At 38.8% G+C, this 12,864-nt stretch carries 10 protein-coding genes; 3 read left to right on the top strand and 7 right to left on the bottom strand.

What is annotated here, in order from left to right; genetic code table 11:
- Positions 1–44: 44 nt before the first annotated feature.
- The 5 genes from ADIARSV_RS15610 to ADIARSV_RS15630 all read right to left on the bottom strand — a co-directional run bounded on the left by ADIARSV_RS15610 (position 45) and on the right by ADIARSV_RS15630 (position 7,648).
- Positions 45–3,206: an efflux RND transporter permease subunit gene (locus tag ADIARSV_RS15610; RefSeq protein WP_016196577.1), complete on the bottom strand. Its 3,162-nt coding sequence runs from the start codon at positions 3,204–3,206 to the stop codon at positions 45–47.
- Positions 3,207–3,220: 14 nt separating this feature from the next.
- Complete coding sequence (locus tag ADIARSV_RS15615) at positions 3,221–4,288, bottom strand: efflux RND transporter periplasmic adaptor subunit (RefSeq protein ID WP_016196578.1); 1,068 nt, start codon at positions 4,286–4,288, stop codon at positions 3,221–3,223.
- Positions 4,289–4,292: 4 nt separating this feature from the next.
- Positions 4,293–5,657 (bottom strand): TolC family protein, encoded by a 1,365-nt coding sequence (locus ADIARSV_RS15620; protein ID WP_016196579.1) that lies wholly within the window; start codon positions 5,655–5,657, stop codon positions 4,293–4,295.
- A gap of 68 nt (positions 5,658–5,725) precedes the next feature.
- Positions 5,726–6,340 (bottom strand): TetR/AcrR family transcriptional regulator, encoded by a 615-nt coding sequence (locus ADIARSV_RS15625; protein ID WP_016196580.1) that lies wholly within the window; start codon positions 6,338–6,340, stop codon positions 5,726–5,728.
- A 681-nt stretch (positions 6,341–7,021) separates the two neighbouring features.
- Positions 7,022–7,648 carry a TetR/AcrR family transcriptional regulator gene (locus ADIARSV_RS15630; RefSeq protein WP_016196581.1) on the bottom strand — a complete coding sequence of 209 codons (627 nt, stop codon included), beginning with the start codon at positions 7,646–7,648 and terminating at the stop codon, positions 7,022–7,024.
- 117 nt (positions 7,649–7,765) lie between these two features.
- Here ADIARSV_RS15630 and murB point away from each other — a divergent pair, with 117 nt between their 5' ends.
- From murB to ADIARSV_RS15645, 3 genes are all read left to right on the top strand, one after another.
- Positions 7,766–8,782, top strand: coding sequence for a UDP-N-acetylmuramate dehydrogenase (gene murB, locus ADIARSV_RS15635; RefSeq protein ID WP_016196582.1), 1,017 nt, complete (start codon positions 7,766–7,768; stop codon positions 8,780–8,782).
- Between the two features lie 123 nt (positions 8,783–8,905).
- Positions 8,906–9,445 carry a sigma-70 family RNA polymerase sigma factor gene (locus ADIARSV_RS15640; protein WP_040300353.1) on the top strand — a complete coding sequence of 180 codons (540 nt, stop codon included), beginning with the start codon at positions 8,906–8,908 and terminating at the stop codon, positions 9,443–9,445.
- A 172-nt stretch (positions 9,446–9,617) separates the two neighbouring features.
- A complete protein-coding gene (locus ADIARSV_RS15645; protein ID WP_016196584.1) occupies positions 9,618–10,589 on the top strand; it encodes a polyprenyl synthetase family protein in 972 nt (323 codons plus the stop codon).
- A gap of 8 nt (positions 10,590–10,597) precedes the next feature.
- Here ADIARSV_RS15645 and ADIARSV_RS15650 read toward each other — a convergent pair whose 3' ends face one another.
- Together ADIARSV_RS15650 and lptB are read right to left on the bottom strand one after the other, a co-directional pair.
- A complete protein-coding gene (locus ADIARSV_RS15650) occupies positions 10,598–12,115 on the bottom strand; it encodes a GH3 auxin-responsive promoter family protein (RefSeq protein WP_016196585.1) in 1,518 nt (505 codons plus the stop codon).
- On the bottom strand, positions 12,112–12,864 hold the full coding sequence (lptB, locus tag ADIARSV_RS15655) for an LPS export ABC transporter ATP-binding protein (RefSeq protein WP_016196586.1): 753 nt from the start codon (positions 12,862–12,864) through the stop codon (positions 12,112–12,114). Before lptB ends, ADIARSV_RS15650 begins: the two co-directional genes overlap by 4 nt.

The following is a 12,864-nucleotide window of genomic DNA, read 5'->3' on the forward strand; positions in this document are numbered from 1 at the left end:
ATTTATTTGCTTTATCTATAGGTCAATTCGAACTGATAAAACCTTTAATAGGTATGTTCCAACTCCTCTTTTTCAATAGGATCCGGTTCATGCATCATCGCCTCAATATCATCTCCCTTTTCATTGAAGCCTAGTCTTCCCATGATCTTATCAAAAGCTTCATAGATAACCGGTACAATAACTAAGGTCAGGAATAATGAACTGGTCAGACCACCAATAATTACCCAGGCTAAACCATTCTTCCATTCAGCACCTGCACCTGATGCAAGAGCAATTGGAAGCATACCAATAACCATCGCAATAGTGGTCATCAGGATCGGGCGTAAACGCGCATGGTTAGCTAAAATCAAAGCCTCCCTGGTAGACTTACCTTCAGCCTTTTGCTGATTCGTAAAATCGACCAATATAATCGCATTTTTAGCAACCAATCCAATTAGCATGATCATCCCTAGTATAGTAAATATGCTCAGGGAATTGTTGGTTAATGCCAGAGCCAGTAAGGCACCAATAACGGACAGTGGAATGGAAAACATGACCACAAACGGGTGCACATAGTTATCATACAAAGCCACCATAATCAGGTAAACCAATATCAGCGACATCAGTAAAGCCACACCTAAGGTACCAAAACCTTCAGATTGATTTTCCTGGTCACCACCAAATATATAACTCACACCTGAAGGCCTTTTCAAATCCTTTATTTGAGTCTCAATATCGGTGAACACAGATCCGGATGGACGACCAACAACTTGTGACTGAACAGAAACCTTTGTGCTTTTATCCTGACGTTCCAACTGACTAGGACCAGATCCCTCAGTAACCGAGGCGAATTGCTCCAACCTGATCCGCTGATCGTCCTTATTCATAAAAGTAAGACCTCTTACGTCGTTAATGCTTTGTCTGCTGTAATCATCCAGGCGAATATTGATATCATATTCATATTCCCCCTGACGGAATTTACTATCTGTGTTTCCACTAAATGCAGTTTGCATCGTAGCTCCTACCGTTTGAAGCGATAGGCCTAATGAAGCCATTTTGTCCCGGTCTACTTGTACCTTCACTTCCGGGTTCCCGCTTTCTACAGAAAGCTTTACACCTGTTGTACCATTGATTTTTTTTACTTTACCTTCTACTACTTGAGCATAAGCCATTACACTTGGTAAATCAGGACCCATTACAATGACTTCAATGGGCGCTCTTTCGGCACTTCCCAAAATACTGATCGGTGTAGTGGTTATTTTAGCCCCGGCTAACTGACCCGAAAGCTCTTTCTTTATTTTTGCAGCATATACATCCGACTGATCTGCCCGTTCGTTTCTTTCCACAAGATGCACGGTTATTTCCGATTTATAAGCTGTAGATTGACTGGCACCCATACCATCGCTGGTTTGTCCTACCGTAGTGATCAAACGAATAATCTCTGCCTTTTTCGAGAGTATATTCTCCGCTTTTGAAGTCATCAGATTGGTTTGCTCAATCGAAGCATCCTTAGGCATTTCAATTTGTACAATGAATTCACCTCTATCACTTTTCGGGAAAAATTCCGATCCAATATAACCTGTAGCAAGTAATGCGATTGAGGCAAACAACAAGGCCACTGTTCCCAGTACAACCGTTATCTTATGCCGCAGAGACCAATTCAGGATTCTTGTAATCCACGCAGTGAATTTATCAAGTCCCTTTTCAAAGCGAAGAATAAGTCGCTCAAACATATTCTTTCCCTGCAGGTGTTCCAGCTTTCCAAAACGGGATGACAATAGCGGAACAATAGTAAAGGAAGTAAGCAAACTTAAAAGCGTTGCTATAATTACAACCACACAGAATTGTCTCAGAATATCTGAAACCAAACCGGTACTGATGGCAATCGGGAAGAACACCACCACAATAACCAGTGTAATCGACATTACCGTAAATCCAATTTCACTCGTCGCATCATAGGCAGCCTTCACACGGTTTTTGCCCATTTCCATATGCCGGTAAATGTTTTCCAAAACCACAATGGCATCATCTACCAGGATCCCTACCACAAGCGATAATCCCAATAGCGACATCAGGTTCAAGGTATAACCTAATAGTTTAATCCCTATAAAGGTCGCAATCAGCGAAGCCGGAATAGAAATCATTACGATAGCTGCATTTCTTAAACTATGAAGGAAAAATAACATCACGAAAGCTACCAGCAATACAGCCAGTATCAAGTCATGGATTACAGCATCTGCAGATTCCAAAGTATAAATGGAACTATCAGAAGCTATAGTAAGCTTTAAATTATTCTTAGCATAATCGGTCTGCAAAGAACTGATGATGGCATGAATTCCCTTACTAACCTCTACCGCATTCGCATCCGATTGTTTAATCACCTGTAAGGCAATAGACGCTTTCCGGTCTACACGAGCCAGTTTCTCTACATCTTTTTGTGCATCCTGAACATCAGCAACCTCTCCTAAACGAACCTGAATACCCTTCTTATCTGATACGACCAGGTTCCGCAGTTCTTCTACACTACTGTACTTTCCAGCAAGCCTTACCAGGATATCTCTGTTATTTGTTTTTACAGATCCTGTTGGGAAATCCAGATTGGAACTCTGGATCACTTGTTGAATCCCCAGTAAAGACAATCCGTAAGCCTGAAGTTTGTTGTCGTCAACACTCACCTGTATTTCACGCTCACGTCCACCAATAATGTTGACCTGTGCAACCCCGTCCACACGGGAAATTGCAGGCACAATACGGTTGTCCATTAAGTCATAAAACGCGGCATCATCCATATTGGAAGTTGACGACATGGTAATAACGGGCAGGTCATCCAATGAAAACTTATTCAAAGAAGGTGCATCTACATCATCAGGTAACTGAGATAAGATGGCGTTAACCTTTCTTTGCGCATCATTCAACGCTAAGTCAACATCAGTGCCACTATTTAAAGTGATAACAACTGACGATAAACTTTCGTATGACGTCGCATTTAACTTTTTAATATTTTCCATGGAGGATACCGCATCCTCAATCTTCTTAGTTACGGTATTTTCCACCTCACTTGGAGATGCTCCCGGATAGATGGTAGTTACCGATACAACAGAAGGAGAAAACTTAGGAAGTAACTCGTAACTCAGTGATCTATAACTAATATACCCTAGTATGGTCAGTACTGTAAACAGTACGACCACTATGGTGGGCCTTTTTATTGATATTTCAGCAATTTTCATAAGGACAATTTGTTCTATTTAATATTCTCTACCAGACTTCCGTTAACCAGGTTAATCTGACCGCTTACAATAATGGTTTCGCCTACTTTCAATCCCTCAAGTATTTCAACAGACTCGCCAATTATGCGTCCGGTTACCACCTTACGTTCAACCGCTTTATTGTTATTTTCCAGCATAAACACCTTATTACTGTTCACGCTGCCTACAAAGGCACCTCTTGGAACCGTAATAATAGCAGCCTGTTGTGGAAAGCTAAATACAGCTGTTCCATACATTCCTGCCCTTAACTGATTTGTGCCATTGTTAATCAGCTCAATCTGTACTGGGAAATTAAGACTGTTGTCTGCCTTAGAAGCAATAAAGCTAATTTTTCCCTTAAAGTCCTTGTCTGGGAAAATAGTCGATTTGATGCTCACCATATCTCCATTTTTAAGATTCACAACCTGGGACTCATTTGCTGTAACATTCAACTTTAACTTCGAAACATCTACAATTTCAAATAAAGCAGTGCCGGGAGATACATAAGATCCCTGTTCAATAGAACGTTTGTTGATCACACCGGAGAAGGGGGCCTTTATGTTAGCATCCCTTGATTTCCTTTTTGATGATTGAACAGAGGCCTGTGTAGTCCGCACTTTTAAACGTGCATTATCCAATTGTTGACGCGTAACACCACCTGTTTTAAAAGAACTTTCATAACGGGATAAATCACGTACTGCATTTTCATAATTTGCATCAGCAGTTTCTGTATCTACATTTAGGAGCTCATTATCAATTCGGGCCAAAACCTGTCCTTTGCTCACGTGGTCACCTTCGTCAACCGCTATACGTGTTACTCTACCTGAGTTTTCAGCAGAAAGTACTAACTGCTGATTGGCTTCAAATGTACCGTTAGATGAAAAGTCAAGTTCAACTTCCTTTTTGCCAACCTTAATCGTTCTTACCGCTACAGCACCAGAACTTCCTTCCGCTACAACTGCTGTTTTTGCCGCATTTTTTTTCTTGTTATTTTGCAGTACCCATCCGATTAGTACGAATGCTGCGAGTACTCCTATAATGGAAATTATAGTATTTCTTTTCATGTCCTTAGTTTATGAGCGATTTGATATTACCGTTAGATTTCATTAATTGTATTTCAGCCAGTTTGTAATTTAATAAGGCTTGGGTATAGCTGTTCTGTGCATCAGTTAGTGAGGTTTCTGAATTAAGCAGATCGGTTAATGTAGCTAACCCATTATTGTAATTATTCTGTGTGCTGTTGAATACTTCACGTGCTAACCTTTGATTTTCATTCTGATTTCTGATCGTGTTGACGCTTGTTGATAATTGCACTTTAGCATTACTGTAAGCCAGGTTGAGCGATTGCCTGTTGTCTTTTAAATCTTCGCCCAACTGATCAATTTCAATCTGTGACTGACGAACACGGGATCGTCTACCGAAACCATCAAAGATGGGAATGCTCAAATTCAATCCTATAGCCGACGAAGGAATCCAGTTTGCTGTGCTAGATGACTTGAAAAGATCAAATTTATTGCTCAAACCACTTTTGCTATAGTTGGTGACAAAGGAAAGTTTAGGATAGTATTCAGCGATCTTTGATTTCTTTTGTAAAATCAGCAGTTGTTCCTGTTTCTTTAATAGTGTGTACTCCGTTAAACCAGATACATCTACTGTATCAGCCAAATTAGCTGCGCTCTGCTGCATTTGGTTCAGTTCTTCTTTCGGAATTTGAATAGTGATGCTGATCGGCATACCTATATAATATTTTAGCATATTCTCCTGCTGAAATGCTGCTTTATCTAATTCGTCTTTTTGAGTTTGAATATTAGTCAGACTTACTTTCACTCTATCCACGTCGATACGTGTAGCCAATCCATTCTTGTATTGATCAGCCAGTATTTTTTCGGTTTTTTTAAGGGAGTTTAAATTTGCTTCAACAGCAGCTATTTTCTCTCTGCTTACCAATACCTGGTAATATGAGGATGCAACCATTTGCAATACGTTTTCTTCACTCAAGTTTACGTTCAGGTTATAGTACTCTTCTGCAGTTTTGGCTGCCTTAAGACCTACAAAAACACTTTGGTTAAAGAGCTGCTGACTCAGTTGCACCTGTGCGTTTGCTGTGTACTTCTGACCAAAAGAAACTAATACATCTTCTCCCGGTTGCCCAAAAAGCGCGCCTGGAAGTAAACTTTTTTGAAGCTGTAAGTTATCTGTTAAATTTCCGCTTGCAGATATTTGAGGATAGGCATCAGACCGGATCTCAGTAGTCATCTCTTTTCCTTTCTCTGCTTCCAGTCTGGCTTTTCTAATCGTTACATTATTCTTTAGTGCGAAGGTTAAGGCTTCTTTTAAGGATAGTTGTACAGTTTGGGCCTGGATATTGCCCATATTGATTACGCTAAGAAATAGCAGTAATGCTATTCCAGCGATCTTTTTCGGTGTGTTCATTCGTATCAGTACTTGTTGCTTTTTATATATGTATAGTTGTAGGCATGCATTGAAATTCAATAGCCTGGTTATTTTGACATTTTTAGTCCTGAAATAAAGACCTGGGTAAATTCTTCTTGTTTCTTGAGTATAGCCTCAAACTCTTCATTGCCCGGAAACAGTTTTTTGTTCTTTGTGATAAAAACAAACATGCTCAAGCCGGTTAATATATCTATATATAATTCACTCATCTTTTGAGGGTCTATTTTCGAAATACTTCCATTGTTCACAGCCTTTTCTAAAAGGCCCGTAACAAAGGCTGCCTCTTTAATATGCGCATTTTTCATTATAGGCTGGCAGGAATCGTGGATCTGTCCAACTTCCTGGGTCGCATCAGTCAATTTTAACATGAAATACCGCTCCATGAATTTTTTGCGGAGAGTAAGGATGCAGTAAAATTCTTCCTCCAGACTTTGTAAGCCATCCATGCATTTATGCAGTTCTTCAAAATACTGATTCATTATACGTTCTACCACAGCAATAACGAGCGTCATTTTATCGGGGAAATAATAATACAATGCAGGCTGAGTAACGGATATGTCGTCTGCTATTTCATTCATCGTAGTCTTTTGTATGCCAAAATGAGAGAAACGTTTTATGGCACTCTCTACAATTAATTCCCTTTTCTTATCTAACTCACTCATCTGTTTTAATTATCTGACCTTTTTTATAATTTGGTCAAAAATAAGGCAAGATTCTTAATTCTCAAATTTTATATTCGTATTTTGAGATATATTTAAAAAATTAACGTTTTCATGATAAAACTTAAGACTATTATAGATTTGGACGGTATATCTGTTAATAGGAATCTAATATCCCATCTATCTAATTAGACGAAATATCTAGCTATTTGAGTAGTATATTTAGGACTTGTTACTGACCTGTTTATAATTGATAGCGAATTGATGCTAGTAAGTTTCCGACAAAAGTCCGACTTAAAGGCCCTAAGGTTGGACTTATACTGGATTCTTATTGCATTCTTACTGGAATTATTTATATGAGGTCAACAAAAGTTGCTTATTTCTTATACTAAGATTACCGTCCCCAAAAGGGAGAATTAAGCTGTTTTACATTTACATCAAAAAGAAAACAGATGCCTGCCTGTTTTTACAGTCGGTTCATCCACATGATTCCCTTTGGAAGGATATTACCTATTGGGTTTTTATTTCCAACGAGCTTTTTGTTGTTAGACAGCTGCGGTAATAGGAATGAGGACTATAGCCAAGGTTAATAAATTTGATGGATGGTGACCATGCAGCGTATATGAATGGCCTGGAAAAGTAAAAAACTGTATGAAGTAGAATTTATAAGAATGTCTATATGAATTAACAGATCTCTAGAGCTGAGCGGACCATTAAACCCTTAAGGAATATTTCACCAAGTTTTTTCTGACGCATCAGTATGGTATCAAATTGCTCTTTTTCGGGAAAAAAGGCTTGAGTATGTCTTTTTAAAACTGTAAAGTAGATCCCTGATAAGGCATCCTTTAATAATCTGGCAGTTTCTTCCAGATCAGATACTTCAAATTCTCCTGCAGAGATTCCAATTTCAAGGACGCTTATTAATACAGTTACTTCCGAATCTTTTGCTTTAGTAAACATACAGGCAAGGCCTTCCGGTAGTTCAGATCCTGTAACCTTAGTAAAATCGAGGAGGTTGTAGTACTTACGGATAAAATCCTGTCTCTTGTCCAGGCAAATAGTAAGAGCTTGCTGACTGTTAGTCGCACAACTTACATCTTTCTGAAGTTCCTTATCCATGTTTTCAATGATGCTTTGAAGCACTGCAGAGTACAGGGAAATTTTATCAGGAAAGTAATAATACAAAAGCGCTTTGGATAATGACAAATCAGTAGCAATCTCTGTCATTGTTGTTTTAGAGAGTCCGAAATGGGCAAAGCGTTTAAGGGCAGCGTCAATAATTAAGTCCTTTTTCTTATCCTGATTTTCCACGTTAGTCAAAAATAAAGTTTATTTTCCTAATGCAGGTATAATCTTAAAAATATAGGATGGTTTTATTTTGGGGAATTATAATTTATAAATGCGAAATTCGGCCATTAAAACATAGATATGCTCCTGATAACCGAAAATGTTTCCCTAAAAAGTATGAATACTTTTGGCGTAGAAGTTTACGCCCGTTGGTTCACTGAAATTAACGCAGAAAGTGATTTGGAGGAACTATTCTCAGGTGATAAATGGAAATCTGTTCCCCGATTGATAATAGGGGGAGGAAGCAACATGCTTTTTACTAAGAATTTTGAGGGACTTGTAATTAAAATGAATATTCAGGGGATAACCCAGCGTATAGAAGGTACACAGGTTTTTGTTACGGCAGGAGGAGGGATGGTATGGAATGACCTTGTGAAATATTGTGTAACGCATGGTTTTGCAGGTATGGAAAACTTAAGTCTTATTCCTGGTTCTGTAGGAGCGTCGCCGGTTCAGAATATCGGAGCATATGGTGTTGAATTGAAAGATGTGTTTTTTTCCTGCAAAGTGTATCATATTGCAACTGGAGAAATGAGGAAGTTCAACTTTGCAGATTGTCATTTTGATTACCGGGATAGCATCTTCAAAAGAGAACTTAAAAATCAGGTCGTAATTACATCGGTTACCTTCGAGCTTAGTTTAGAAGCGGAAATTAATATTTCCTATGGTGCCATCAGTCATGAGTTAGAGGCAAGACATATAAACAATCCTACTATCCGGGATGTTTCCAAAGTGGTAGCTGATATCCGGGTAGCTAAACTTCCAGATCCTTCAACAATAGGAAATGCGGGGAGCTTTTTTAAAAACCCTGTTATAAATACTAGTCAGTTTGAACAAATACAGTCTGCTTTTCCAGACATAGTACACTACTGTCTACCAAATAGTACAATTAAATTAGCTGCTGGATGGATGATTGAACAGTGTGGCTGGAAAGGGAAACAAATTGGTCAAACGGCAACATGGCAAAACCAAGCCTTGGTTATAGTCAATATTGGAAACGCCTTGGGTACAGAGATATATAATTTCTCACAATCGATTATTGACGATGTAAGTGAGAAATTTGGTGTGCTATTAGAGCGGGAAGTGAACGTGATATAGTTTACGTTAACGTTAATTCCGTATTAAATTACCTTTTTGAAGGGGATTTAGGAGGATAACAAAAGTTTTAGCATAGAGTTTGTATGATTGTTATCATATTATTAATCTCTAAAACTTTTTAATATGACAAAGATCGAATTCAACACTATGGTTATGCATCAGGCAAGTTCTTTAAAAATGTATGCATTACATTTTACCCACGATGCTGATGACGCTAACGACCTGGTTCAAGATACTTTACTAAAAGCTATTACATACTATAATAAATTTAAAGAAGGAACGAACTTGAAAGGATGGTTATATACGATTATGAAGAATACATTCATAAACAACTACCGTCGTTTTGTAAAGATTAGTTCTTTTGTAACCAAGTCTGACGAGATATCATCTGCTAACCTTGTTTTTTCATCAACTAAGAATCAAGGGGAATCGAAATTTATAATGGACGACATAAAAAATGCTTTAGGTAAGTTACCTGACGAATATTATGTTCCCTTCAGCATGTATTTCGAAGGACATAAGTATCATGAAATTGCCGATCATTTAGCTATCCCTATTGGAACAGTGAAAACACGGATCCATGTAGCAAGGAAATTGCTTAAGAAGAATTTAAAGCCTTATGATAATGGTGTTAAAAAACCAATATATGCTGAGGCTGATTAAATAGAATTAACAAACTCATAATGCATAACCTCGGATCTTATTCGGGGTTTTTTTATTACAAATGATATTTCAGGAACGAAAACAATCGTTTGAACACAGGATTATATAATAATTAAGTATGTTTGCAGTTAACCTGCATACCATAAACAGGTGATCATGTATTCAGGCCTTCATGTCAAAGTTAGACGAAATAAAAAAACCTATAGAGAACGAACTGGAATCATTTGAAGATAAGTTCAAATCTTCCATGAAAAGTTCAGTTCCATTGCTTGACCGAATTACTCATTATATCGTAAAGCGTAAAGGGAAACAGATCAGACCCATCTTCGTATTCTTTTCTGCAAGCTTATGTGGAGGAATAACTGAAGCAACCCACAGAGGTGCAGCATTGGTTGAACTTTTACATACGGCTACTCTTGTGCATGATGATGTCGTAGATGCATCGTATGAAAGGAGAGGTTTTTTCTCTGTCAATGCGTTATGGAAAAATAAAATAGCAGTGTTAGTAGGTGATTATCTCCTTGCTAAAGGTCTGTTGTTATCTATCGATAATAATGATTTTCAATTATTGAAAATTGTTTCATCAGCTGTTAAGCTGATGAGTGAAGGGGAACTGCTTCAAATAGAGAAAGCACGTCGTCTGGACATAAGCGAAGAGATTTATTATGAAGTAATCCGTCAAAAAACGGCCTCTTTAATTGCTTCTTGTTGTTCTTGTGGTGCAGCCTCTGCAGGAGCAGATGACATCATAGTAGAAAAGATGCGGTTATTTGGCGAAAAGATTGGAATGGCTTTTCAAATTAAGGATGATCTGTTCGATTTTGGAACTGATGATGTAGGAAAACCCTTGGGGATAGACATCAAAGAAAAGAAGCTTACTCTTCCGCTCATATATGCATTGAATAAAGTTTCGAAAACAGAGCGGCAACGGATCATTAACCTGGTCAAAAATCATAATGAGGACAAGTTAAAGGTAGAAGAGGTGATCTCTTTTGTTAAAAACAACGGTGGCCTTGCTTATGCGGAAATGCAGATGCTTCGTTTTCAGGATGAGGCTTTTGAAGTATTGAACACCTTTCCTGATCACCCTTCCAAAACTGCCCTGGAGCAGGTGGTACGCTTTACTACAGAGCGCAATAAGTAATCAATTACTTAGTTTCCGTTCATCTGAGCAATAATCTCTTCCACATACTTTCGTTCATTTGCTAGTCGGGGTACTTTATGCTGACCGCCTAATTTGCCACGATTCTTCAGCCAGGTATAGAAAGTTCCTTGAGGGGCAACATGAATAGTAGGGCGCTGTAAGGCTATGTTTTTAAAGCGTTTAGCGTCGTAATCCGAATTTATTTCCCTTAGTGTCTGATCAAGAATTTCGGTGAAGTGTTCCATGTTTTGAGGAAGGCTTTCAAACTCTATAATCCACTCGTGTCCACCTGTTGCATGGTCGCTAAAGTAAATAGGGCAAGCTGTAAAATCGCGTATAATGGCACCGGTTTCTTTACTGGCCACTGTCAATGCTTTTTCAGCATTGTCAACAATTACTTCTTCGCCAAATGCATTCATAAACTGCTTTGTTCTACCGGTAATCTGAATACGATAGGGCAAAATAGAAGTGAACTTAATGGTATCACCGATTACATAGCGCCATAAACCACCATTTGTGGAAATGATAAGGGCGTAATTTTTACCTAGCTCAACTTCGGACAGGCTTTTGGTAGGAGGGTTCTCTTCGTTAAAATTCTCCATGGGAAGAAATTCATAAAAGACGCCGTAATCCAGCATCAGCAGCATTTCTTCGGAGTCGGGTAAATCCTGAATGCCAAAAAAACCTTCTGAAGCATTATAGGTCTCCAGGTAATACATGGAAGAAGAAGGAATCAACTTTTTAAACTGCTCCCGATAGGGGCCGAACTTAACAGCTCCGTGAATATAAAGCTCCAGATTAGGCCATACTTCAAGCAGGTTGTTTTTGCCCGTAATTTCCAGGATTCTTTTGGCTAGTACAATGGTCCAGGTAGGTACGCCAGCTATAGAGGTCACATTTACATCTTTAGTAGCTTGAGCCATTAGTTCAATCTTCTCTTCATAATTGTCCATTAAGCTGATGGACATATCTGGCGTACGATGAAACTCGGCCCAAATAGGCAGATTTTTGATCAGTACTGCGGAGATATCACCAAATGAGATATCTGCATTGTAGTTATTTACCTGGTGACTTCCGCCAAGGACTAGTGATTTTCCGGTGAATAACTGGCTTTCGGGTCTGTTATTACAGTAAATGGAAATCATGTCTTTACCACCCTTGTAATGGCATTCTTCGAGTGATTCTTTACTTACGGGTATAAACTTGCTTCTGTCGTTTGTGGTACCCGATGATTTAGCAAACCATTTGACCTCAGTAGACCAAAGGATATTTTGCTCCCCGAGCATCATCCTCTCGATATAAGGTTTTAGCGATTCGTAGTTCTGGAGGGGCACACGTTCTTTAAACTGTTGTTGATTAAAGATGGAATCGTAGTGATATAACTTGCCCCATTCGGTTGACCTAGCTGAAGAAATAAGCGTGCGGAACACTTCATCTTGAACATCATGAGGGTGATTCATAAATAGCTCAATCTGATCCATTCTTTTTTTCATGAACCAGGTCACAATCGTATTTACAAGTGTCATAAGGGATTAGTGTTGCTGTTCTTTTTTTTACGCAATTCGAAATGTTGTCCAAGATAAAACTTTCTGGCCATTTCATTACTTGCAATTTCTTGTGGGGTGCCGGTAAGCATAATTTTACCTTCGGTCAGTAAATAAGCGCGATCGGTAATAGAGAGCGTTTCCTGAACATTATGGTCGGTAATCAAAATGCCAATATTCCTGTCTTTTAATTTAGAAACTATCGATTGGATCTCCTCTACTGCTATCGGATCTACCCCTGCAAAGGGCTCATCCAGTAGAATGAAATTTGGCTCAGCAGCAAGAGCGCGGGCAATTTCTGTACGTCTTCTTTCGCCTCCTGAAAGCAGGTCGCCACGATTTTTACGTACGCGGTTTAAACTAAATTCAGAGAGTAGCTCTTCCAATTTATGTTTTTGATCCTCTTTGCTCAAAGAAGACATTTCCAGCACTGCTTTGACATTATCTTCTACACTCAGTTTTCTGAATACAGAGGCCTCCTGAGCAAGGTATCCTATTCCTTTTTGTGCCCTGCGGTACATGGGGTCATCTGTAATGTCTTCCGATTCCAGATATACATTTCCTTCATTAGGCTTTATTAAGCCTACAATCATATAGAATGAGGTGGTCTTACCTGCTCCGTTAGGACCTAGCAGACCTACTATTTCTCCCTGTGCTACCTGAAAGGAAACGTGATCTACAACAGTACGCTGTTTGTATTTTTTAACTAAGTTTTCTGCTCTAAGTATCAT

This window comes from Arcticibacter svalbardensis MN12-7 (genome assembly GCF_000403135.1).
Lineage (GTDB): Bacteria > Bacteroidota > Bacteroidia > Sphingobacteriales > Sphingobacteriaceae > Arcticibacter > Arcticibacter svalbardensis.